Below are 22,698 nucleotides of genomic sequence, written 5' to 3'. Positions count from 1 at the left end.
GCACGTTCCGTTTTTAGCATATCCACAACAATTTTAGATATCGATAACAAATTCCTGCGGTGTGGTCGAAATTGCATGTTATAGTTGTCCTTGATATCGATAACACAACCCTATGGGGGAGACATTGTGATCGATATGAATGACCTGATCCAAAAACGATAAGGACAACCTTCCATGCACATCCAATTCAATCCGCAGTACGGGCGGAGGGCGGGACTCGCCCGCATCATCGCCACGGCGTTATTAACCTTGTCGGGAATGCCGGCCCAGGCCGTCGATTTCGTCGCCACGCCCGCAGCGCAGGCGGCCGTCGGCGCAACGGGCCTGAAGCACCCGGCGCTGGGCTTTACGCTGGACCAGCTCAACTACGCGCGCCAGCAATTGCGCGCCGACGTGCAGCCCTACAAGAGTTACTACGACACGCTGAGCACGGTCTGCTGCAACTACGCCAACATCAACCTGCAGCCGACCAACCGCGACGCCACCAAGGTCGATACGCCGAATACGCCGAACTTCAACGGCAACACGGCGCAAACCCGCATCATCAACGATTCGCAGGGCGCGCTGACGCAAGCCATCCTGTATTACGTCACGGGGCGCAACGAATACCGCCGCAACGCCATGCGCATCCTGCGCACGTGGAGCAACATGAATCCCGCCGGCTACGCGTATTACCCCGACGCGCATATCCATACGGGCGTGCCGCTGTACCGCATGCTGATGGCCGCTGAAATCATGCGCTATACGCCGGGCGACCCGACGTATACCGCCTATCCGCTGGAATGGACCGCGACCGACACCCAGAAGCTGAAAGACAACCTGATCGACCCGATGGAGCGCACCTTCTTCGCCAGCAAGGAGCGCTTCATGAACCAGCACGTGTATTCGCTGGTAGGCCGCATGGCGGGGGCGATCTTCACCGACAACAAGGCGCGCTACGATGAAACCGTCGAATGGATGACCATCAACGCCAGCTCGGCGCGGCAAGACATCAATGGCGCCATCCTGCCACTGATCCCGCTGATCGAAACGGACAACCCGCTGAACAAGGTTGGCTACCCGTTCTACCAGATCCAGGAAATGGCGCGCGACCAGGCCCATGGCGGCGACAACGTCGATAACCTCACGGGCCTGCTGCGCATGGTGACGGCGCAGGGCACCAGGGTCGATCCCTACACGGGCGTCCCGTCGACTTCCGGCGACGCCGTGAGCGTGTACAAGTTCGGCGGCAACCGGGTGCTGATGGGCGCCAATGCCTACGCCCAGTTCATGCTGGGCTACAACGCGCCTTGGGCCGACACCACCGGCGGCACGTCCACCATGTCGCAAGCCTATCGCGGCCGCCTGTACGAAGTGGGCGGCATTCCCGAACTCTACAATGTTTACAAATACGAAGAGGGCGTCGACGTCGACACCGTGGCGCCTTACCTGGCGACCGCCTATGCGCATGCGAATGACTTCGTGACCCGGTGGGGCAATGCGACGCCGAACAACAAGGACATGGGGGCGGAAGCGTTTCTGACGTTGCCGCAGGCGCTGACCGGCGTGGCGCCGCCGGTGACCAGCACCGTGCTGGAAACCGAACGCAAGGCGATTTTCCTGAACGGAGACTGGAGCACCGAGACCGATGCGCAGCGCACGTATGGCCACGCCAGGATCACGCCGGCGGGCGCCACCGTGGTGTTCCACGACGTGGGCTATCCGGACCGCAGCAAGTTCGCCCCGATGGGCTTGATGGTGCGCACCAGCGGCGTGACCAAACTCGCCGCCAGCGCCACCGAGGACGCCAGTCCGTGGAGCGTGCTGACGGTGCCGGATACGGCCGGCCAGTGGCGCTACTTCGTTCCCGACACGGCCAGCGCCGCCGTCAACGGCCGGCCGCTGGGCGCGAATATCATTTATTTCAAATTCACCGGCCCGGAGGGGGCGACGGTGGACGTGGACTTCCTGAACCCGGCCGCGCAATCGCAGTTGACGCCGCCCAAATTTGCCATGCCGGTCTTCCCGGTGACGGAATTCATCGTGCAGGGCGTGCCTTACCAGGCGACCTATACCGCGACCGACGCGAATCCCGCCGACACCATCCTCTACCAGGCGATCCGCCTGCCGGAAGGCGCCACGCTGGATCCGTCCACCGGGGCCTTCAACTGGACGCCGACCGCCGCGCAGGGCGGGGAGCATGAAGTCGTCATCAGCGCCACCGACGGTGTCTCCGTCAACACCATGACGGCGAAGCTGAGCGTCCAGTCGTCGCGCCAGGCCGCGTTCGAAGCCGCCCAGGGCGGATATGACGTGTCCGCCATCTACACCACGCCGTCGCTGGCGGCGTTCAAGGCGCAACTGGCGCCGTTGCAACAAGCCGTGGCCACCGTCACGGATGCCGAGTTCCCGGCCCTGCTGAAGTCGGTGCAGGCGGTGGTGGCGAAGCTGGAACTGGTGAATCCACGGGTGGCGTCCGACGGCAGCCTGGATTGGAGCAAGAACATGGTGACGGCGGTGGGACTCGACGTCAACCGCGCGCCCATCCTGGTCGATGGCGACTACAACAGTTATTCGGGCGATTTGCGGGCGCCGGTCACGCTCGACTTCGGTGAAAACTACCGCGTGTCCGTGAACGCGTTCGGCATCCAGGCGCGCTTCATGTTCGCCAACCGTTCGCAGGGCATCAATGTCTATGGCTCCAATGACAACGCCAACTGGACGCTGCTGACCAGCCGGGAAACCACCGATACCAGCGTGCGCAACTTCGAGATGGAAGTGATTCCCGTGCTGCCGGGGCTGGAAAGCGAGCGTTTCCGCTACTTCCTGGTACGGGTCGACCATGCGGGACCGCCGACCGACCCGGCTTATCCCGGCATTTCGTCGTATGGCGAGTTCCGCTTCCATGGCACCCGCTATGACTTGCTGGCGCCGGCCGATGTCAGCGCCAGCGTGAAGATGCTGCAATCGGGCTTGACACTGAACCGCTTCACGCAAAAATACAGCGGCACGGTGACCATCACCAACGCCACGCAGAAGAAGATCGACGGCCCCCTGCATTTCCACCTGCAAGGGCTGCCTGCCGGCGTCACGCTGGACAATGCCAGCGGCGTGAAGGATGGCGTGCCCTATATCACGCTGCCGTCGGCCGACCTGGCGCCGGGACAGACGGTGACGTTGACCACCACCTTCAGCAATCCATCCAAATTACCGATCAGCTATATCCGCAAGCTGATCAGCGTTAAATATTAAGGAGACCACCATGCGTTACCTGCAATACCTGCTGGCCCGGACCATCCTGGCCGTCTGCCTGCTGTCCGGCGCGTCCCAGGCCTGGGCCGGCCCCCTGTACAGCGTCAGTATCGATACCGCCACCCTGGGCAGCGGCCCAGCTTACCTGGGCCTGTACTTCATGGGCCTGGCCGACGCGGCGCCGGCCACGGCGACGGTGGAGCACCTGACCGGCGCACTGACGGGCGTCGCCAGCGCGACCGGCGCCGTGACCGGGGCGGCGCCGGGCCCGCTGGTGTTTGGCAATGCCAACGGCGGCAGCGACTGGTTCCAGGCGGTCACGCTGGGCGGGGTGTTGTCGTTCGATGTCAGCTTCGCGCTGGAAGCGGGCGACGTCGGCACCACGTTTGGCTGGGCGCTGTTCGACGATACCGGCTATCTGGGGGGCGATGGCGACCTCGGCACGATATCGCTGCAACCGGGCGCCGGCCCGGGCGCCGTCTACCTGCTGGCCAACCAGAGTGCCCTCAGCCACGTGACGGTGGTGCCGGAGCCGTCGACGGTTGCGCTGATGCTGCTGGCCGGCCTGGGCATGGCATGGACTGCGCGCCGGCGCCGTAGCTGATTGGTCGCCTTTGCAGCGTCGGGCCAGGGTGGCGTTCACGGAGCGTAATACTGCTCCAGCATCCCGGCAAACTGCGTGGCAAAGCTGTGCACATCCCCCGGCCAGCGGGCGGAAAGATAATTTCTGTCCCGTACCACCCAGGCCGCGCGGTCGTCGCCGCGGCGGTCGCGCACCAGTCCGCTGGTCTTGCGGAAATGATGGGGCGCATCGCGCGGCACATCGATGAAGTCGGCTTCGCCGGCCAGCGCGCGCTTGATCTCCTGTTCCACGCTCCGGTAGCCGGCCGGCTCGCCTTTGGCTTCGCCATAGGTGCGGTAATAGCCCGGGTCCCAGAAGCGGGCGAAGAGCCGGGTCAAGTCCCAGGCGCTTTTTTCCAGCTTCCACGTCAGCGCCGTGGTCTTGCGCCCGTGCAGGACCGACTTCCCCGTTACTTTGGAAACCGACCGCGCGGCCAGCACAACGCCGTGGCAGACGGCGGCAACCGGTTTATGCCGTCCCTGCGCATCCTTGTGGTCGAAGTAATCGGCGACGAAAGCTTGCAGCACCGGGTTTTCCAGGTAAGCCTTCATTCCCGGCGCATGACCGCCGGGCAGCAGCAACCCGTCATAGTCGCCGACGCGTAATTCGTCATAGCGTTTGGGATGCCGGAAATGGACGTCATGTTCCATCGCGTGGTACGCCTGGCGGCCGAAGCGGTCGGCGCGCAGGAACAGGCCGATCAGGCGCAACTGGTTCAGCCCCGGTATCCAGCCCCACGGGTCGAGACCCCGGCCGCTGATCATCACCGGATCGGCATGGGCGCGCCGCCCGTCCGGCGTGGCGAAATGCACGGCGTGGCCGGCATCGCGCAGGATCTGCCACGACAGCGCGGCTTCGGTGGGATCGAAGTCGGTACTCGGCAGGGGGATCAGGATATTGAGGGTTCGCATGGCCGGCCAAGTCTAGTCGAATCGTCAAGACGAAAGTAGAGCGTTTCCTCAGGAATTCCGAAGTAATTCAAATCGCTTATAATTCGTACGTGATTTGCATAATAAAGGATGTTCCATGCAGCAATATGCCGTAGGTTTGATCGGTTATGGCCTCGGTGGCGCCATTTTCCACGCTCCCATGATCGCCGCCACGCCCGGCCTGCGACTGGCCCGCATCGCCAGCCGCAGCGCCAATCCGGATGAAGTCCGCCGTGCCTATCCCGGTGTTTCGCTGGACGAGTCCCCGCAAGCCATGCTGGACGATCCCGCCATTCAATTGGTCGTGGTGTGCACGCCGAATGCCAGCCATTACGCGCTGGCGAAGGCGGCGCTGCTGGCCGGCAAGCACGTGGTGGTGGACAAGCCGTTCGTGCTGTCGTCTGCCGAAGGCGACGAGCTGGTGGCGCTGGCGGCGGACAAGGGTGTGCTGCTCAGCGTTTACCAGAACCGCCGCTGGGATGGCGACTTCCTGACGTTGCGGCGTGCGGTGGAATCCGGCGAACTGGGCCCGGTCCACACGTATCGCGCGCATTTCGACCGCTATGCGCCGCAAGTGAAGGCGCGCTGGAAAGAGTCGGCGCAGCCGGGTTCCGGCGTGCTGTGGGACCTGGGTTCGCATTTGATCGACCAGGTGTTATGCCTGTTCGGCTTGCCGCAGGCGGTCACCACGCACCTGTCCATCCAGCGCGAAGGGGCGCAGGTGGAAGACGCCTTCGAGCTGGTGCTGGATTACGGCAAACGCAAGGCCGTGCTGCATGCCAGCGCGCTGGTGCGCGCGCCCGGTCCGCGCTATGAAGTCCATGGCGCGCAGGGCAGTTTTATCAAGTATGGCGTCGACACGCAGGAGGATGCGCTGAAGCAGGGCGCGCGTCCGGGTGACGCGGGCTGGGGCCATGACATCCCGGCCCACTACGCCACCATCACCGGCGCCGATGGCGCCAGCCGCACCGTGGAGACCATCCCCGGCGGCTACGAGGCGTATTACCGTGGCGTGCGCGCCGCCATCGCCGATGGCAAGCCGGCGCTGGCGCCCGTGGCGGCGCAGGACGCGGTGGCCGTGGTGCGCGTCATCGAATGCGCGTACCGCAGCCACCACGAGCGCCGCACCATCGATTTCGCTTGAGGAGGGCGCATGCAGGACGATTACCATGGCATGCTGGCCGCGCTGGCGCGCGAAGAGCAAGCGTTGCAGTTCGCCGCTTTTTCCAATGACGATGCGCTGGCGCTGGGCTTGAAACTGGTCGAGCGCGCGCGGGAAATGGGCAAGGCGGTCACGGTCGACATCACGCGCAACGGCCACCAGCTGTTCCACCATGCGATGGCGGGCACCACGCCCGACAATGCCAACTGGGTGCGCCGCAAGAACAACGTGGTGCAGCGCTATGGCCGCAGTTCCTGGCACGTCGGCACGCAATACCGCAGCAAGGGCAAGACCTTCGAGGCCGACAGCGGCGCCGATCCGGCCGATTTCGCCGCGCACGGCGGCGCCTTTCCGCTGTCCCTGCGCGGCACCGGCGTGATCGGCACCGTGACCGTGTCCGGCCTGCCGCAGCAGGAAGACCATGCGCTGGTGACGTCGGTGCTGCGCGATTACCTTGCGCAAGCGGAGGCGCGGCCGTGAGCGGCGACGGCACACTGTCGCAGTCCGCCCGGCTCGACGCCATCTGCGATTACCTGGGCCAGCACTACCGCATCGGCATCGAAGACATTTGCACGCTGTTCGGCGTGACCCGCGACACGGCACGCCGGGACGTGGTGCGGCTGGATACGGACGGACGCGTGCTGCGTGTGCGCGGCGGCGCCGTGCTGCCGCCGCAGGAGCGGCAGGTGGAGCAGTACGTCCAGCGGCTGGGCGCCTCCGCCGCCAAGCAGGCGATCGGCGCGGCGGCGGCCGCGCTGCTGCGCAACGGCGACCGCGTGCTGTTCGACACATCCAGTACGGTGCAGGAAGCGGCCCGCGCAGCCACGGCCAGACCGCTCAGCGTGGTGACCAATTCGATCGACGTGGCCGAGGCGTTCGGCCAGGCGGACGGTGTGGAATTGCACGTGCTGGGCGGCCGCTTCAATGCGTGGCAGCGCAGCCTGGAAGGCGCGCAAACCCGGCTGGCGCTGGCGCACTTCCAGTTCGACAAGCTGATCCTCGGCGCCTGCGCCATCGACCCGCTGGGCATGACGTGCCCGTCCGACGATGAGGCATCGCTCAAGCAGGCGATGATGCGCCAGGCCACCCAGGTGATCGTGGTGGCGGACGCTTCCAAGTTCAGCAAGGCTTTCATGCACCGCCTGTGCACGTTCGACGCCATCGACGTGCTGGTGACGGACCAGCCGCCGCCCTCCGCCGTCGGCGACGCGCTGGCCACGGCCGGCGTGCAGGTGATAGTGGCGGCGGTGTAGTGGGTCACTGGCGCCCGCGAATATGACAATACGTTGTTGCATGCGTGGGCTCCCTTGTTTTTCAGATCATCGCAATTTGACCTGGATCAATCAAATTAATTTTCATACTTGCTAAAGTGCATCCAATTGATGCTGCGCCACACCGCTTGGCCCAGGATGTGATGGTGGTTTGAAAAGGGGGCAGGCAATGATTTCATCAAATATTGGCAAGGCGGGGCCATGGCTGCAGCCGGTAGCGCTGTTGCTGACCATTCCCGGTTTTTACCTGATGCTGGATGCGCAGACGCCCGCGCAGCGGTGGGCCGGCCAGGCCCTGTACGGCATGGCCGCGCTGCTTCTGTCCCTGTATCTGTTCAAGGCCGCGCCGCGCAGGCATGTACGGCATGCCGTCCACTGGCGCCGGATCGATTTATTCCTGCTGGCCGGCATCGCCGGCAGCATATGGCCGTCGGCGCCGCCCTGGACGGATGCCGAATGGTTCCTGCGCCTGCTGGTGTGCGCGGCGATTTCCTTGCGCATGGTGTCCCTGGCCGTGGGACACGTGGGCGCCCGCTCGCTGGCGCCCACGTGCGGCGTGTCGCTGGCCATGCTGGTGATTGCGGGCGCGGGCTTTTACTGGCTGGAACCCCAGGTGCACAGCTTTGCCGATGGCGTGTGGCTGGCGTTTACCACCGGCGCCACCGTGGGGTACGGCGACATCGTGCCGTCCACGCCGGCGTCCAAGGTATTTGCCGTGTTTATCGTGCTGCTGGGCTACGCGTTGCTGTCGGTGGTCACGGCCAGCATTGCCGCGCTGCTGATCGGCGAAGATGAACGGCTGATCCGGCGCGAACTGCACACCGACATGCGCCTGTTGCAGCAGCAGATCGCGGAGTTGCGCAAGGAGATCGCGGCGCAGCGGGGCGCCGCCGCCGACATGCGCCGCGATTCCTGAGCCCACGGCGGCTGCCGCCGGTCAGTGAGACAACAGCACCGGCACCGTCATGGCGCCGAGCACCGTGCGGGTCGCGCCGCCCAGCAGCATTTCGCGGAAACGGGTATGGCCGAAGGCGCCCATGACCAGCAAGTCCGCGTGCCGCCGGTCCGCCATGGCCAGCAGCGCTTCTCCCACGTCGCCATCGGATGCTTCACGCACGACGTCGACCGCGACGCCGTGGCGGGCCAGGTACTGGGCCATGTCGGCGCCCGGCTCTTCGCCGTGCTCGTCGGCGCCGATGGCGGCGTCAATCACGGCAACGGTAACGCTGGACGCCTGCCGCAGCAGCGGCAGCGCATTGGTGATGGCGCGCGTGGCCGACTGGCTGCCGTCCCATGCTGCCAGGATGCGCCCGCCGATGGAGGTAAAGTGGCCGGCGCAAGGCACGGTCAGCACCGGACGGCAGCAGTTCAGGACCACGTGCTCCGGCAAGTCCTGCAACAGGGAACCGGTGGCCGGGTCGTCGCGGTCGGCCTGGCTGACCACGACCAGGTCGGCATAACGGGCCTGCAGCGTCAGGCCGCCGTAGGCATCGTCCTCGACCAGGCGTTGCTCGTGCGACGGCACGTCGAGCTTGCCAACCATGGCGGCGGCGTCGCACAGTGCTTCCCGGGCGCGCCGCGCGGCAATTTCCATCAGGTCGGCCGGGAATCCGGTATGGGGTGGCCGGCCCCCGGGCTTCTGGACATAACGCGATACGCCGGTCATCGCGGCGCAGACCAGGTGCGCCTGTTGATGGCGCGCCAGTGTGGCAGCCAGCTGCGTGCGTACTGGTGCGCTGCGCGCCATATCGGTGTGCAGCAAAATGGTTTTATAAGACATGTCGGACTCCGATCAACAGTGAATGCACCGGTTCGGCGGCATGGAGGGCCGATGCCTGCCGCGGGTTGCCGGTACAGTGTCGTCAGGCCCCGGGAATGACGCCATGATCCAGATCAAATCTGCGTCAGAAGCTGTGCCAACCGCTTGACTGTGCGCGCAAACACTGACACGGCGGGTCCTCCTGCTGTTTGTTACTGAAATTTGATCTTGGTCAAATGGGCTGCCTGACTTGGATGGCCCGCGACGGTATCGTGTGTGCTAGCGGGGCAGGCGGCCATTCCGGCCGGCCCTGGCATCCGCACAAGGGAGTTCCCATGAAACTGATCCGGACAGACATGCCGGCACGCCGGGCGACGGCGGCGAAATGGAGCTGCCATGAACGCGCCTGAGCCTGTCGTGAGTCCGGTCAGCCTGCGCTTGCGCCGGCTGGGCATCGATACGTACCAGCAGTACGTGGTGTACCTGCGGGCCGACGCACCGATCGTGCGGTCGGAAGGTTTCGAGGCGCAGTCGCGGCTGGAAATCCGCCGCCTGGACCAGCCTGGTCCGGGCCTCACGGCGATCCTCAACGTCGTGCATGAACCGTTGCTGGAGGAGGATGAAATCGGCGTGTCCGAAGCGGCCTGGCGTGCGCTGGGCGGCGCGGGTGGCGACGCGGTGGCGGCGGTGCATGCGCCGCCGCTGCAGTCGTTTGGCGCCATCCAGTCCAAGATCTTCGGCCGGCCGCTTAGCCGCGACGCCGCGGCCGCCATCGTGGCCGATGTCGCCGCGGGCCGCTACTCGGACATCGAATTGGCCGCCATGATCACCGCCTGTTCCGGCAACCGGCTGGACGTGGCGGAAACCCATGCGCTGACGGCCGCCATGATCGCCGCGGGACAGCGCCTGCGTTGGGATGCGCCGCTGGTGGCGGACAAGCATTGCGTCGGCGGCCTGCCGGGTAACCGCACCACCTTGTTGGTAGTGCCGATCGTGGCGGCCTGCGGCTTGCTGATCCCGAAAACCTCGTCGCGCGCCATCACGTCGCCGGCCGGCACCGCCGACGTGATGGAAACGCTGGCGCCGGTGGCGCTCGAGTTGTCCGCGATGCGGCGCGTGGTCGAACGCGAAGGTGGCTGCATCACGTGGGGCGGCGCGGTGCAACTGAGCCCGGTGGACGACTTGCTGATCCGGGTGGAACGCCCGCTGGGCCTCGACAGCGATGGCTTGCTGGTGGCGTCGATCCTGTCCAAGAAAGTCGCGGCGGGTTCCACCCACGTGCTGATCGATATCCCGGTGGGCCGCACGGCCAAGGTCCGCTCGCCGGAGGCGGCGGGGCGGCTGGGGCAGCGGCTGACCGATGTCGGCCGCCAGTTGGGCATTACCGTCAGCATCGAAATGACGTGCGGCGAGCAACCGGTCGGCCGCGGCATCGGACCGGCGCTGGAGGCATACGATGCGCTGGCCGTGCTGCAAAACCAGGCGGACGCGCCGGACGACTTGCGCAAGCGCGCGCTGATGCTGGCGGGCTACCTGCTGGAACTCGGCGGCAAGGTGCATCCGGGCGGCGGCCTAGCCATGGCGTCCGGCGCGCTGGCCAATGGCGCCGCATGGCGCAAGTTCCAGGGCATTTGCGACGCCCAGGGCGGACTGCGCACGCCGCCGCGCGCCCGTTACACGCGGACGCTGCATGCGGCGCACGCGGGCCTGGTCGCGGCGGTCGATAACCGCGCCCTGGCGCGCGCAGCCAAGCTGGCCGGGGCGCCGAAGGCGCCCGCCGCGGGACTGGTGTTCCACGCGCCGCTGGGCACGCAGGTCGACGTGGGACAACCGCTGCTGACGCTGCACGCGGAATCGCCCGGAGAACTGGCGTACGCCATGACGTACGCGCAGAGCCAGGATAATTTGTTCACCATCGTGGAGACGCCATGAAACCCCTGCTGTTCGCGCTGCCCGGCGCGCAGGACTGGATGGCCGGGCTGGCGGCGGCGTGGCCGTGCAATATCGGCAACCTGACGCTGCACCGCTTCCCCGATGGCGAATGCTGCCCGCGTTTCGACACCGACCTCAACGGGCGCAATGTGGTGCTGGTGGCGGCGCTGGCCGGCGCCAGTGGCGACTTGCCCGACAGCCGGCTGTTTGCGTTGTACCTGGCCGCCTGCGTGGCGCGGGAACTGGGCGCGGGCAATGTCGGCCTGGTGCTGCCTTACCTGCCATACATGCGCCAGGACGCCCGCTTTGCCGCCGGCGAGGGGATCACCGCGCGCCACGTCGGACGGCTGTTGTCCGGCTGCGCCGACTGGCTGGTGACCATCGACCCGCACCTGCACCGCTATACCAGCCTGTCGCAGCCCTATGGCATTCCGGCGTGGGCGGTGCAGTCGGCGCCGGCCATTGCGCAATGGGTGGCAGCCAACGTGGCGCGGCCCGTGCTGGTCGGTCCCGACCAGGAAAGCGCGCAATGGGTCGAACAGGTGGCGCGCCTTGCGCATTGCCCGTACATCGTGCTGCACAAGGAGCGCCGTGGCGACCGCGACGTGGCCGTGGCGGCCGACCAGCAGGGACTTGGCGCGGCGGCCGGTTGCACGCCGGTGCTGCTGGATGACATCGCTTCCAGCGGCCGCACGCTGGCGGCGGCTGTCTCGCTGCTGCGGGAGGCGGCGTTGCCGCCGCCCGTCTGCGTGGTGGTGCACGCGCTGTTTGGCGGCGATGCGCTGGACGTGCTGCGCGCCGCGGGCCCGGCCGGCATCGTCAGTTGCAACACCGTGCCACACGCCACCAACCGCATCGATGTCTTGCCGGCGCTGGCCGACGCGGCCCGCCAGCTGTACCCGGCTTTGCCTGACAACCCCGACAATCCCGGCATGAACCCGCCAGAGGAGCAGAAACCATGGAAAACAGACAACCAGCACCGGCCGACGTGCCGCTGATCGGCCTGCAGGCATTCGCACTGGATGCCGACTTCAGCGCGCAGGGCATCGCCCTGCACAATATCCTGCGGCAGCGCCACTCGCAGCGGCAAATTGCACCCGACCCGTTGCCGCAATACCGTTTATCGCGGCTGTTGTGGGCCGCATGCGGCTGCAACCGCGACGGCGCCCAGTTGCGCACCGCGTCCTCTATCTGTGGCGGTGTGGCGATCGACCTGTACGTCGCCATGGCCGGCGGCCTGTACCGCTTCGACGCCACCCGGATGGTGCTGGCCAGGTGCAGCGAGGAAGACTTGCGCAGCTGCGGCGGCGATGGCGCGCCGGTGGCGCCGCTGGAATTGATTTACGTGGCGGACCCGGCGCGCATGGCGGGCGTGCCGGCGCAGGACCGGCAGTGGCAGGCCGCGCTCGACGCCGGGTTCATGGCGCAAAACGTCAGCCTGTTCTGCACTGCCGAAGACCTGGCCACGTACATGCAGGTGCCACCGGACCGCGCCGCGCTGGCGAAGGCGATGAAACTGGGCGGAGGGGAATGCGTATTGCTGCTGCAGCCGGTCGGCATGCCGAGGGATGCGGCGCCACGCGATCCGTGGATGTGAGACTGCCGTACCCGGCCACGTGAAGTCGCCGTAGGGCGCCGACTTGTCTTTAATGCATTATAGTGGGCCACTTGTGACCCCCTATAATCCATTTCCGCAAAGACCATGCCGGCTGACCTGTCTTATTCCGAATTTGCCATTGTCTGGTGCGCGGTGGCAAGCGCTTACGTGATTTTCTCCATTGCCGGTTTCGGCACGGCGCTGGTGGCCAGTCCCATCCTGGCGCAATTCGTCCCGGTGGCGCACATCGTGCCGCTGCTGGCGCTGCTGGACTTTTTCGCGGCCGCCACCAACCTGGCGCGCGATGGCCGCCATGCGGAAGTGGCTGAACTGAAGCGGCTGGTGCCGCTGATGATGGCCGGCAGCGCGGTTGGCGCGGCGGTGCTGCTGTACACGCGGCCCGATATCCTGATGCTGATGCTGGGCATCTTCGTCATTGCCTATGCGCTGTATTCGCTCAGTGGCCTCAAGCCGGATACCCGCTTCAGCGCGGGCGCCGCGATACCATTCGGCCTGGTCGGCGGCATGTTCAGCGCCTTGTTCGGCAGCGGCGGTTTCTTGTATTCGATTTACCTGACCGGCCGCATCGATGATAAAAACCGCGTCCGCATCACGCAAAGCACGCTGATCGGGATGAGTACCTTGACCCGATTGGTGTTCTTTGTCGCGGCCGGCGTGTATGCCAATACCGGCTTGCTGTTGCTGGCCGCCATGCTGGCGACGGCCATGCTGTGCGGCGTCTTTGTCGGCCGGCGCATCACACTGAAGCTCACCCGCGAGCAATTCATCAGGGTGGTGAACGTGGTGGTGCTGGTGTCCGGTGTGTTCCTGCTGTTGCGCTATTTTTCGTGACGTGAACGGAATGCGACAGATAAGTTTCTTATCTTATGTCTTATAGAAGACTTGTTGATGTACAATACCGCGAAGAACAGTAGATAACAGATAGATCGGTTATTGGTTCAACAACTTTTTGACATTACAGAAAGAGCTTCCCATGTTAGCTGCCTACCGCACCCACGTCGCCGAACGCGCGTCCCTCGGCATTCCTGCGCTGCCGCTGTCCGCAGCCCAGACCACGGATCTGGTCGAATTGCTGAAAAATCCACCAGCCGGCGAAGAAGCCTTCCTGGTTGACCTGATCACCAACCGCGTTCCGGCCGGTGTCGATGACGCCGCCAAAGTCAAGAGCGCGTTCCTGACCGCCGTTGCCAACGGTACGGAAACGTCCCCGCTGGTATCGCGCGAACTGGCGACCCGCCTGCTGGGCACCATGCTGGGTGGCTTCAACATCAAGCCGATGATCGACTTGCTGGGTGATGACGTCGTGGGCGACGTGGCCGCAGAAGGCCTGAAAAAGACCCTGTTGATGTTCGATTACTTCCACGATGTGAAAGAACTGGCCGACAAGGGCAATGCACGCGCCAAGGCCGTGCTGCAATCGTGGGCCGACGCCGAGTGGTTCACGTCCCGTCCGGAAGTGCCGCAAAGCCTGACCCTGACCGTGTTCAAGGTCTCCGGCGAAACCAACACCGACGACCTGTCGCCGGCGCCTGACGCGACCACCCGTCCGGACATCCCGATGCACGCGCTGGCGATGCTGAAAAACGCCCGTCCAGGCATCAACCCTGACGAACCCGGCAAAATCGGCCCGATCAAGCAGATCGAAGCGCTGAAAGCCAAGGGCAACCTGGTGGCCTACGTCGGCGACGTGGTCGGCACCGGCTCTTCCCGTAAATCCGCCACCAACTCGGTGCTGTGGTTCACCGGCGAAGACATTCCATTCATTCCGAACAAGCGTTTCGGCGGCGTCTGCCTGGGCAACAAGATCGCTCCGATCTTCTACAACACGATGGAAGATGCCGGTGCACTGCCGATCGAGCTGGACGTGTCGCAAATGGACATGGGCGACGTGATCGAGCTGCGCCCGTTCGAAGGCAAAGCGCTGAAAAACGGCGTCGTGATCGCCGAGTTCAAAGTCAAATCCGACGTGCTGTTCGACGAAGTGCGCGCCGGCGGCCGTATTCCACTGATCATCGGCCGCGGCCTGACCGCCAAGGCGCGTGAATCGCTGGGCCTGGCCCCATCGACGCTGTTCCGCCTGCCGCAAAACCCGGCCGACACCGGCCGCGGCTTCTCGCTGGCGCAGAAAATGGTTGGCCGCGCCTGCGGCCTGCCGGAAGGCCAGGGCATCCGCCCAGGCACGTACTGCGAACCAAAGATGACCACCGTCGGTTCCCAGGACACCACCGGCCCGATGACCCGCGACGAGCTGAAAGACCTGGCTTGCCTGGGCTTCTCGGCCGACCTGGTGATGCAATCGTTCTGCCACACCGCCGCGTACCCGAAAATCGTGGACGTGAAAACCCACCGCGAACTGCCAGCCTTCATTGAAAACCGTGGCGGCGTGGCCCTGCGTCCGGGCGACGGCGTGATCCACTCGTGGCTGAACCGCCTGCTGATGCCGGACACCGTCGGCACCGGCGGCGACTCGCACACCCGCTTCCCGATCGGTATTTCGTTCCCGGCGGGTTCCGGCCTGGTGGCCTTCGCCGCCGCCACCGGCGTGATGCCGCTGGACATGCCTGAATCCGTGCTGGTGCGCTTCAAAGGCAAGATGCAGCCTGGCGTGACCCTGCGTGACCTGGTCAACGCGATTCCGCTGTACGCGATCCGCCAGGGCCTGCTGACCGTGGACAAGAAAGGCAAGAAGAACATCTTCTCCGGCCGCATCCTGGAAATCGAAGGCTTGCCGGACCTGAAAGTCGAGCAGGCATTCGAACTGTCCGACGCATCGGCCGAGCGCTCCGCCGCCGGTTGCACCGTGCACCTGGACAAGGCGCCGATCATCGAATACATGACGTCGAACATCACGCTGATGAAGTGGATGATCGCCAACCATTACCAGGACAAGCGCACGCTGGAACGCCGCATCAAGTCGATGGAAGCCTGGCTGGCCAACCCGCAACTGCTGGCGCCGGACGCCGATGCGGAATACGCTGCCGTGATCGAGATCGACCTGGCCGACATCCACGAGCCTATCGTGGCATGCCCGAACGACCCGGACGACGTGAAAACGCTGGCCGAAGTGGCTGGCGCCCAGATCGACGACGTGTTCGTCGGTTCCTGCATGACCAACATCGGCCACTTCCGTGCCGCCGCCAAGGTCCTGGAAGGCAAGTCCGACATTCCGGTCCGCCTGTGGGTTGCGCCGCCAACCAAGATGGACCAGCAAGTGCTGACGTCCGAAGGTCACTATGGCACCCTGGGCCGCACCGGCGCGCGCATGGAAATGCCGGGCTGCTCGCTGTGCATGGGTAACCAGGCGCAAATCCGCAAGGGCGCCACCGTGATGTCGACGTCGACCCGTAACTTCCCGAACCGCCTGGGCCTGGAAACCAACGTGTACCTGGGGTCGGCCGAACTGGCCGCCGTGTGCTCGGCGCTGGGCCGCATTCCGACCAAGGAAGAGTACATGTCGAACATCGGCGTGATCGACAAGAACGCCGCCGACATCTACCGCTACATGAACTTCGACCAGATCGAAGAATTCCGTAGCGTGGCGGACTCCGTGCAAGTCTGAGTTTTACCGTTGTAATGAAAAGGGCTTCCTCGTGAAGCCCTTTTTTTCGGCCTGTTCAAATGAGCGGGACCGACCGGGCCCGCCGCAAGGGCTTGCGCAGCGCCTGCATTTTCGCGTCCGCCACCGACGCCAGGTACCCCTGGGCAAACGCCGACTGCTGTTGCGGCGCCGCCGCATCGAGGTCCAGTTGCGCCAGCAATTCGCCGGCAATCGCCAGGTCGTTCAGGCTGCCCAGCACATCCTGCAGGGCGGTCAGCCGCCGCACCTGTTTTTTCACCCGTTTGGCGGGCAGCAGCGGCTGGAAGAATTCCATCGCATAGCGGGACTTCTTGGCGGCGATGCGGACCTGGTGCAAGCTTGCCGCATCCGTTTGATCGGCCTGGCGCAGCTTTTTATGCAAACGCCGTTGCGCCTTCTCCAGCAAGGGGCGCATGCCCTGGCGCACGTTGCGGTCGAGCTTGCCTGGCTGTACGCCGTCGTGCGGCTGGCGCCATTGCCGGTCAGCGATCCAGCGCGACAGGCTGGCCATCAGCCGCGCGTAGCGTTGCGCATGCAGCGCACGCTGCACCGCCTTGTGCGCGGCGGCGGCATGGGGACTGGCGCTATCGCGCAAGGCCGTCCTGCCTTCGTTCCAGCCGGCGCCGCCCACTCGTCCCAGCGTGGACCCGATGAACACATCCCAGTCCCGCGCCTTGCCCAGCAGGGCCGCCAGCCAGTCCAGGTCTTTCTGCACGCCGGCGGGAAGCTGCACCTGGTTCTTGAACAGGCCCAGTGCGGCGCGCAGCCGCCGCAGGCCCACCCGCATCTGGTGCAGGCATTCGGCATCCTGGGCGAAAACACCGGCAACGTTGGCTTCCATGTGGGCTTGGCAATTTTGCAGGATGCACTGGAAGGCGTCTTCCAGCGTGGCCCTGGCGTGCAGGGCAACAGGATGGGCTTTGACTGCTGTCGGCGCCGGGACGGGCAGTGTGCGTTCGGTTTCCATCGCTAGGAATCGGAACTGTAATTCCTGCACATGTTGATCAGCGGGGCCACGTCGGCCACATCCGGCCTTTGCTGCAGCACTTCGATGACCAGCTGGATTTGTCCCCGGCTGGGCACGATTTCAATCGGGCTGTGCTCCATCCAGCCGATCAGCAGCGGCGCGAGTTCATCGCGGGGAAGCTGGCGTACTTCTTTCCGTGTGGGTACGCGGAGGTTAATCGGTGTACGCTGGGGCTTGTAATCCGTGTTGCGGCGTTCGGCAGCTTGGATGTTTTCCGCCGGCACGCCAAACCGGTCTGCATCGCTGGCATGTTCTCGCATTACTTTTCTAAGATATAGCGCTAACAAAGATTGTCACTCTAGCATAATTATCGACAGGCCGATGCGCGCTTGCCCGGCATAGGGATGTCGTGAAATGACTACAGCTACCGAAGATCAGCTTGTGAGACTGGCTAGCTTTCCGATAGTGTTTCCATCGGAAATGGCCAGTGCGTTACTGGCCCCACCCACCAGACCTGGAGGCGTCGATGCATCGTTCGTTATCGCTGAAGCAAACCATATGCCTGTTTGTCGTGCTGGTGGCGGCGCTGGCCGGACTCACTTACTGGGGACTGTTGCAGATCACCAGCGCGCAATCGAAAGTCAGCGCGGCGCATGCATCGCGCTACCAGTCCTACCTGCTGGCCGATGAGTTGCGCCAAAGCTCGGACGACCTGACACGGCTGGCCCGCACTTTTGTCGTGACGGGCGATACCGCTTACGAACGCCAGTATTTCGACATCCTCGATATCCGCTCGGGCAAAAAGCCCCGGCCGCAAAACTATGAGCGGATTTACTGGGATTTCATTGCCGCCGGCGAGTCGGCGCCGCCAGGCTCCGGCAAGTCCGTGCCGCTGCTGGACTTGATGAAGGAAGCGGGCTTTACGCAGCAGGAACTGGCCAAGCTGCAGGAAGCGCAGGCGCAGTCCGACGGCCTGGTCAAGGCGGAAACCATCGCCATGAATGCCGTCAAGGGCTTGTACGAAGACGGACAGGGCGGCTACACGAAAAAAGGCGCGCCGGATGCGGACATGGCGCGCAAGCTGACGCACGACGCCACCTATCATCGCAACAAGGCCAAGATCATGAAGCCGGTGAACGAATTCCTGCAAATGCTGGATGAACGCACCGGCAAGGCCGTGCAGGAAGCGGAAGCGGCGGCCAGCGCCGCGTATCGCACGACCCTGGGATTGCTGGCGTTTTCCGTGGCGGCGTCGGCACTGGCGATGTATTGGCTGTACCGCAGCCTGATGCGCCAGCTGGGCGGCGAACCGGAATATGCGGCCGGCGTCGTGCGCGAGATCGCCGACGGCAACCTGGGCGTGGAACTGGCGCTGCGCCATGGCGACCAGGGCAGCCTGCTGCATGCGATGAAGCAGATGGCCGACAAGCTGGCGTCCGTGGTGCAGGAAGTCGCGTCCGGTGCACAGGCGCTGGCGCAGGCGTCGGAAGAAATCAATTCGACGTCTCAATCGCTGTCGCAGGCCACCAACCAGCAGGCCGCCAGCGTGGAAGAGACCAGCGCATCCGTCGAGGAAATGTCGGCATCCGTGTCGCAAAACACGGAAAACGCCAAGGTCACGGACGCCATTGCCTCGCGCGCCGCCAGCGAAGCGGGCGAGGGCGGCCAGGCCGTGCGCTCCACCACGGAAGCCATGCGGCAAATCGCCAAGAAAATCCTGATCATCGACGACATCGCCTATCAAACCAATTTGCTGGCGCTGAATGCCGCGATTGAAGCGGCGCGGGCCGGCGAGCATGGCAAAGGCTTTGCCGTGGTGGCGGCCGAAGTGCGCAAGCTGGCCGAGCGCAGCCAGGTGGCGGCGGCGGAAATCGGCGAAGTGGCGGGCAACAGCGTGGAACTGGCGGAGCGGGCCGGCAAGCTGCTCGATGAAATGGTGCCGAACATCAAGCGCACGTCGGAGCTGGTGCAGGAAATCACGGCGGCGTCGGAAGAGCAGAACATGGGCCTGGAGCAGATCAATGCCGCCATCGGCCAGTTGAGCCAGACCACGCAGCACAACGCGGCGGGCGCCGAACAATTGGCGGCCACCGCGGAGGAAATGAGTTCACGCGCCGAGGAATTGCAGGCGGCGATTGCATACTTCCATCTGGGAGGGAAGGGCAAGTAGCACCCCGGCCGCTGAAACAGGGCGCGCGCGGCATCATCGTCGCGCGGCCATGCAAACTGTGCCTCCCGCCGCCCCGCCCAACTGTGCCCGCCGCCCGCGCTGCCTGTCCGTACCATGCAGGTGTCAACACAGCGAGGTACGCCATGCACGCCGACCAATCTTTTCAGCACCCGGGCCACCGCCCCTGCGCCATCACCCGCCACCGCGGCGGCGAGACCCTCGGTGCGCTGGATAACGTCGCCGAGGAAGTCCCCGTGGCGCTGGTCTTCAACGGTATCTCGCACGCCGTCATGATGGCCACGCCGCGCGACCTGGAACCGCTGGCGGTGGGGTTCGCGCTGACGGAAGGCATCGTCGCCAGCGCTGCGGACATCTACGATATGGAAGTGCACATGCTGCCCGCCGCGGCGGAGGTACAGCTGACCATCTCCCGCCAGGCATTCATGCAACTGAAGGAACGCCGCCGCTCGCTGGCGGGACGCACGGGCTGCGGCGTGTGCGGCATCGAAAGCCTGGCATTGCTGGACCTCGATCCGGAACCCATGCCCGCGGCGCCGCTGCCGGAATCGCTGGCGCCCGCCATTGCGCGCGCCGCGCAGGAACTGCCCCGGCGCCAGGCGCTGATGCGCGCCACGGGCGGTGTGCATGCCGCCGCGTGGTGCGGGCTGGATGGCGCCGTGCACGCCGTGTTTGAAGACGTGGGCCGCCATAATGCGATGGACAAGCTGGTGGGCAGCCTGGCGCTGGATGGCGTGGACTTGCGCAACGGCTTTGTGTTCCTGTCGAGCCGCGCGAGTTATGAACTGGTGCGCAAGGCGGCCCGCGTCGGCATCCCCATGCTGGCGACGATATCCGCGCCGACGTCGCTGGCGATCGATATCGCCGGCAAGGCGGGCCTGACACTGGCCAGCTTTTGCCGCCAGGACGGGTTCACCGTCTATACGGACGTCAGGCCGGATCGCGCGCCACGGGCGCAACGCACGGCACCGAGATCGTAAAGCGGGCGCCTTCACCCGGCGTGCTGTCCACCTGGATTTGCCCGCCCAGCAAGCCTGTCACGATATTGTGCGTGATGTTCAGCCCCAGCCCGGTGCTGCCCGCACCCAGTTTGGTGGTAAAGAACGGGTCGTAAATGCGGTTCAGGATGTCCGGCGCAATGCCGGCGCCATCGTCGGTGACCACCATGTCGATCCAGCCTTCGCGGCTGCGGCGGCCCTCGATCGTGATCGTGCCGTGATCGCGGCGGTGGAAGCCGTGGATCACGGCATTGTTGATCAGGTTGATCAGCACCTGGCCCAGCGGGCCGGGATAACTGTCCATGGCCAGTCCCGCGTCCACTTGCTGCACCACGGTGTAGGGCGTCTTGCGCAGGGACGGCATCAGCGCATCGATATTTTCACGCACCACGGTGGCCACGTCGAACGCGCGGCGCTGGGAACTGGTCTGGTCGACGGCGATTTGCTTGAAGCTGGTCACCAGGTCGGCGGCGCGGATGATGTTGCGGGTCAGCAGTTCGCTGACAGTGGACGCTTCGTGGATAAAGCGGTCGACTTCCGAGCGTTTCAGGCCGGACGAAAAACTGGCGGCAAACCGGTGCACATTGTCGTTCAGCGTGGACGCCGCCATCAGGCTGTTGCCGATCGGCGTGTTCAGTTCATGCGCGACCCCGGCCACCATGGACCCCAGCGCCGTCAGCTTTTCATTGCGGGCCAGTTCTTCCTGCGCCCGTTGCACGGTGTCCAGCGCCTGCGCCAGCTGGGCGTTGGTGGTGGCCAGTTGCTGGCGGTCGTGTTCCAGTTCCATGGTGCGCTCGGCCACCCGCTGTTCCAGCGACTCGTTGAGCTGGCGGATCTTGGCCTGCTCATCCTGCAGCCGCGCCACCAAGTCCGCTTTTTCCGCGATGCCGGCGCGGATCTTGGCCGTCATTTCATTGAGCTTGGCGGCCAGCAGGTGCAATTCATTGCGGCCCTTGTCTTGCAGCACGATGGGATCACCCAGGTTGTCGACATTGATATGGCCGACGAAATCGGTCAACTGGCGCAGCGGCCGTCCCAGCCAGCGCCGCACCACCAGCAGGAAAATGAACCACAGCGCCAGTGTCTTGATGACGGAGTTCACCAAAATAAGCAGGAAGCCGTATTCCACCTGCCGCACGATGACGTGCTGGTCCGAATACACGGTCCACGTGCCGATGTTTTTCGATTCGCCCTTTTCATCGATGAACACCACGGGAAAATCGCGGCTGAACATTTCCTGGAAAAAGCCGTCGCCTTCCGTGACCGTGGCCAGCCGGCCTTGCGAATCCGCCCGCTTGCGGGTGCCGTCCGCATCGACGACGGTGCCAACGGCCCGCACCAGCGCGCCATGTTCATCGGCGATCTTCACCCCCACCACGGCCGGCATCTCCGACATGCCGGACAGGATGCCACGCAGGATATCGTCGTTATAGCGCCACATGGCGTCGGCAATGCCGGGCCCGAACGTCTGCTGCATGGCTTGCAGTTCCTTCTCGACGCGGTTGCGCGTGTGCGTGTATTCAGCGCCCAGTTGCAGCGCCGTCACCACCACGGTAACGACGAAATAGCAACTGAAGATGATGCGCAGCAGGCGGGCGGCGATCGATTCGGTCATTTAAAACCACTTCGCTTCGATCGCGCGGTAGCGGGGACTGTTGCGCAGCATGGCATAGCCTTCATTGAATTTCCTGAGCAGGCGGGCGCTGTCGGGCGCGCTTTTGCTGAAGGCGATATACAGGCCCGGCGTGGCCACGGTGCCCACCAGTTTGAACTTGCCGCCGAATTCGGTGGGATAGCGTGCGAACAGGGCGTTGGCGATGCGCTCTTCCGCCGCCATGAATTCGATGCGACGCGCCAGCAGCATTTTGAAGCCCTGGTCATTCTTGTCGACCACCTTGCGGATGATTTTTGTATTCAGGTCGAATTCATCGCCATATTCGTAACCCCGTTCCACGCCGACCGTACGGCCTTCCAGCTTGGCCGCGACCATGCCGCTGGCGCTGGAGTCGGCCAGCGCGTAGACATTCATATGGGTGGTAAATAAAGGATGTTCGGGCCACAGGTAATCTTTCGCGATCATCGCGTTGGGAACCGCATCGAAGCACGCCACCAGCGTACCCGCCTTGGTGGCGGCCATGCAGCGCGCATATGGCAGCACGTCGAATTTTGCGGTAATGCCCACCAGCGCATACGCTTCGCGCACCACGTCGACGGCAAATCCCCTGGCCTGGCGATCGACCACGGACGAATAGGGCGCCCAGTCGTCTTCCGCGCCCACGGTGACGACTTCGGCAGCCAGTGCGTGGCACAGGCTGAACAGGCACAACAAACTGCATAACAGGGGTTTCATGACGGGACTCGGTCGTCGGCGGACGTTGCCAGTATCCGTCAAGCGCTGTTGTCCGGCAATTTACAATCCATCCTGCCTGTCGTGGAATGGCTAC

At 64.7% G+C, this 22,698-nt stretch carries 19 protein-coding genes; 13 read left to right on the top strand and 6 right to left on the bottom strand.

Annotated features, from left to right (window positions below; genetic code table 11):
• Positions 1-174 precede the first annotated feature (174 nt).
• Positions 175-3,231 (top strand): putative Ig domain-containing protein, encoded by a 3,057-nt coding sequence (locus GJ700_RS01360; protein ID WP_154370849.1) that lies wholly within the window; start codon positions 175-177, stop codon positions 3,229-3,231.
• Between the two features lie 10 nt (positions 3,232-3,241).
• Positions 3,242-3,835, top strand: coding sequence for an NF038129 family PEP-CTERM protein (locus GJ700_RS01355; protein ID WP_154370848.1), 594 nt, complete (start codon positions 3,242-3,244; stop codon positions 3,833-3,835).
• A gap of 35 nt (positions 3,836-3,870) precedes the next feature.
• Here GJ700_RS01355 and GJ700_RS01350 read toward each other — a convergent pair whose 3' ends face one another.
• Positions 3,871-4,764 (bottom strand): type 1 glutamine amidotransferase domain-containing protein, encoded by an 894-nt coding sequence (locus tag GJ700_RS01350; protein ID WP_154370847.1) that lies wholly within the window; start codon positions 4,762-4,764, stop codon positions 3,871-3,873.
• A 115-nt stretch (positions 4,765-4,879) separates the two neighbouring features.
• Between GJ700_RS01350 and GJ700_RS01345 the strand changes: the two genes are divergently transcribed.
• From GJ700_RS01345 to GJ700_RS01330, 4 genes are all read left to right on the top strand, one after another.
• A complete protein-coding gene (locus tag GJ700_RS01345) occupies positions 4,880-5,926 on the top strand; it encodes an oxidoreductase (RefSeq protein WP_154370846.1) in 1,047 nt (348 codons plus the stop codon).
• Between the two features lie 9 nt (positions 5,927-5,935).
• A complete protein-coding gene (locus GJ700_RS01340) occupies positions 5,936-6,424 on the top strand; it encodes a heme-degrading domain-containing protein (RefSeq protein WP_154370845.1) in 489 nt (162 codons plus the stop codon).
• Entirely contained in the window at positions 6,421-7,197 is a 777-nt protein-coding gene (locus tag GJ700_RS01335; RefSeq protein WP_154370844.1) for a DeoR/GlpR family DNA-binding transcription regulator, read from the top strand. Before GJ700_RS01340 ends, GJ700_RS01335 begins: the two co-directional genes overlap by 4 nt.
• A 187-nt stretch (positions 7,198-7,384) precedes the next feature.
• Positions 7,385-8,131, top strand: coding sequence for a potassium channel family protein (locus GJ700_RS01330; RefSeq protein WP_154370843.1), 747 nt, complete (start codon positions 7,385-7,387; stop codon positions 8,129-8,131).
• A gap of 21 nt (positions 8,132-8,152) precedes the next feature.
• Here the strand turns inward: GJ700_RS01330 and GJ700_RS01325 are convergent, their stop codons facing one another.
• Entirely contained in the window at positions 8,153-8,995 is an 843-nt protein-coding gene (locus GJ700_RS01325; RefSeq protein WP_154370842.1) for a universal stress protein, read from the bottom strand.
• 375 nt (positions 8,996-9,370) lie between these two features.
• Here GJ700_RS01325 and GJ700_RS01320 point away from each other — a divergent pair, with 375 nt between their 5' ends.
• The 5 genes from GJ700_RS01320 to GJ700_RS01300 all read left to right on the top strand — a co-directional run bounded on the left by GJ700_RS01320 (position 9,371) and on the right by GJ700_RS01300 (position 16,083).
• Positions 9,371-10,906: a thymidine phosphorylase family protein gene (locus tag GJ700_RS01320; protein WP_154370841.1), complete on the top strand. Its 1,536-nt coding sequence runs from the start codon at positions 9,371-9,373 to the stop codon at positions 10,904-10,906.
• Entirely contained in the window at positions 10,903-11,904 is a 1,002-nt protein-coding gene (locus tag GJ700_RS01315; RefSeq protein ID WP_154370840.1) for a ribose-phosphate diphosphokinase, read from the top strand. The genes GJ700_RS01320 and GJ700_RS01315 overlap by 4 nt, the downstream gene beginning before the upstream one ends.
• Positions 11,865-12,503: a nitroreductase family protein gene (locus tag GJ700_RS01310; RefSeq protein ID WP_154370839.1), complete on the top strand. Its 639-nt coding sequence runs from the start codon at positions 11,865-11,867 to the stop codon at positions 12,501-12,503. Before GJ700_RS01315 ends, GJ700_RS01310 begins: the two co-directional genes overlap by 40 nt.
• Positions 12,504-12,608: 105 nt before the next feature.
• Positions 12,609-13,355 carry a sulfite exporter TauE/SafE family protein gene (locus tag GJ700_RS01305; RefSeq protein WP_154370838.1) on the top strand — a complete coding sequence of 249 codons (747 nt, stop codon included), beginning with the start codon at positions 12,609-12,611 and terminating at the stop codon, positions 13,353-13,355.
• A gap of 142 nt (positions 13,356-13,497) precedes the next feature.
• Positions 13,498-16,083, top strand: a complete 2,586-nt coding sequence (locus GJ700_RS01300; RefSeq protein ID WP_154370837.1) for a bifunctional aconitate hydratase 2/2-methylisocitrate dehydratase — start codon at positions 13,498-13,500, stop codon at positions 16,081-16,083.
• Between the two features lie 55 nt (positions 16,084-16,138).
• Here the strand turns inward: GJ700_RS01300 and GJ700_RS01295 are convergent, their stop codons facing one another.
• Together GJ700_RS01295 and GJ700_RS01290 are read right to left on the bottom strand one after the other, a co-directional pair.
• The gene (locus GJ700_RS01295) at positions 16,139-17,068 is read right to left on the bottom strand and encodes a CHAD domain-containing protein (RefSeq protein ID WP_154370836.1); all 930 of its coding nucleotides are present in this window, start codon (positions 17,066-17,068) and stop codon (positions 16,139-16,141) included.
• A 2-nt stretch (positions 17,069-17,070) separates the two neighbouring features.
• Positions 17,071-17,388, bottom strand: a complete 318-nt coding sequence (locus GJ700_RS01290) for a hypothetical protein (RefSeq protein ID WP_154370835.1) — start codon at positions 17,386-17,388, stop codon at positions 17,071-17,073.
• Positions 17,389-17,594: 206 nt separating this feature from the next.
• On the opposite strand from GJ700_RS01290, the gene GJ700_RS01285 reads away from it, so the two are divergent.
• Together GJ700_RS01285 and fdhD are read left to right on the top strand one after the other, a co-directional pair.
• A complete protein-coding gene (locus tag GJ700_RS01285) occupies positions 17,595-19,238 on the top strand; it encodes a methyl-accepting chemotaxis protein (RefSeq protein ID WP_154370834.1) in 1,644 nt (547 codons plus the stop codon).
• A 143-nt stretch (positions 19,239-19,381) separates the two neighbouring features.
• Positions 19,382-20,236 carry a formate dehydrogenase accessory sulfurtransferase FdhD gene (fdhD, locus tag GJ700_RS01280; RefSeq protein WP_154370833.1) on the top strand — a complete coding sequence of 285 codons (855 nt, stop codon included), beginning with the start codon at positions 19,382-19,384 and terminating at the stop codon, positions 20,234-20,236.
• Here the strand turns inward: fdhD and GJ700_RS01275 are convergent.
• Both GJ700_RS01275 and GJ700_RS01270 read right to left on the bottom strand, forming a co-directional pair.
• Positions 20,187-21,869, bottom strand: a complete 1,683-nt coding sequence (locus GJ700_RS01275) for a sensor histidine kinase (RefSeq protein WP_154370832.1) — start codon at positions 21,867-21,869, stop codon at positions 20,187-20,189. The genes fdhD and GJ700_RS01275 overlap by 50 nt on opposite strands.
• Positions 21,870-22,604, bottom strand: coding sequence for a substrate-binding periplasmic protein (locus tag GJ700_RS01270; RefSeq protein WP_154370831.1), 735 nt, complete (start codon positions 22,602-22,604; stop codon positions 21,870-21,872).
• Positions 22,605-22,698: the final 94 nt, after the last annotated feature.

The organism is Pseudoduganella rivuli, from assembly GCF_009674485.1.
Taxonomy (GTDB): domain Bacteria; phylum Pseudomonadota; class Gammaproteobacteria; order Burkholderiales; family Burkholderiaceae_D; genus Rugamonas; species Rugamonas rivuli_B.
The sequence above is the reverse complement of the archived record's forward strand: the minus strand, read 5'-3'. Positions and strand labels throughout refer to the sequence as shown.

Bases quoted from the DNA above. Each gene is read 5' to 3' on its own strand.
- GJ700_RS01360 (WP_154370849.1), top strand. From the start codon at position 175: ATGCACATCCAATTCAATCCGCAGTACGGGCGGAGGGCGGGACTCGCC.
- GJ700_RS01355 (WP_154370848.1), top strand. From the start codon at position 3,242: ATGCGTTACCTGCAATACCTGCTGGCCCGGACCATCCTGGCCGTCTGC.
- GJ700_RS01350 (WP_154370847.1), bottom strand. From the start codon at position 4,764: ATGCGAACCCTCAATATCCTGATCCCCCTGCCGAGTACCGACTTCGAT.
- GJ700_RS01345 (WP_154370846.1), top strand. From the start codon at position 4,880: ATGCAGCAATATGCCGTAGGTTTGATCGGTTATGGCCTCGGTGGCGCC.
- GJ700_RS01340 (WP_154370845.1), top strand. From the start codon at position 5,936: ATGCAGGACGATTACCATGGCATGCTGGCCGCGCTGGCGCGCGAAGAG.
- GJ700_RS01330 (WP_154370843.1), top strand. From the start codon at position 7,385: ATGATTTCATCAAATATTGGCAAGGCGGGGCCATGGCTGCAGCCGGTA.
- GJ700_RS01325 (WP_154370842.1), bottom strand. From the start codon at position 8,995: ATGTCTTATAAAACCATTTTGCTGCACACCGATATGGCGCGCAGCGCA.
- GJ700_RS01320 (WP_154370841.1), top strand. From the start codon at position 9,371: ATGAACGCGCCTGAGCCTGTCGTGAGTCCGGTCAGCCTGCGCTTGCGC.
- GJ700_RS01315 (WP_154370840.1), top strand. From the start codon at position 10,903: ATGAAACCCCTGCTGTTCGCGCTGCCCGGCGCGCAGGACTGGATGGCC.
- GJ700_RS01310 (WP_154370839.1), top strand. From the start codon at position 11,865: ATGGAAAACAGACAACCAGCACCGGCCGACGTGCCGCTGATCGGCCTG.
- GJ700_RS01305 (WP_154370838.1), top strand. From the start codon at position 12,609: ATGCCGGCTGACCTGTCTTATTCCGAATTTGCCATTGTCTGGTGCGCG.
- GJ700_RS01300 (WP_154370837.1), top strand. From the start codon at position 13,498: ATGTTAGCTGCCTACCGCACCCACGTCGCCGAACGCGCGTCCCTCGGC.
- GJ700_RS01295 (WP_154370836.1), bottom strand. From the start codon at position 17,068: ATGGAAACCGAACGCACACTGCCCGTCCCGGCGCCGACAGCAGTCAAA.
- GJ700_RS01290 (WP_154370835.1), bottom strand. From the start codon at position 17,388: ATGCGAGAACATGCCAGCGATGCAGACCGGTTTGGCGTGCCGGCGGAA.
- GJ700_RS01285 (WP_154370834.1), top strand. From the start codon at position 17,595: ATGCATCGTTCGTTATCGCTGAAGCAAACCATATGCCTGTTTGTCGTG.
- fdhD (WP_154370833.1), top strand. From the start codon at position 19,382: ATGCACGCCGACCAATCTTTTCAGCACCCGGGCCACCGCCCCTGCGCC.
- GJ700_RS01275 (WP_154370832.1), bottom strand. From the start codon at position 21,869: ATGACCGAATCGATCGCCGCCCGCCTGCTGCGCATCATCTTCAGTTGC.
- GJ700_RS01270 (WP_154370831.1), bottom strand. From the start codon at position 22,604: ATGAAACCCCTGTTATGCAGTTTGTTGTGCCTGTTCAGCCTGTGCCAC.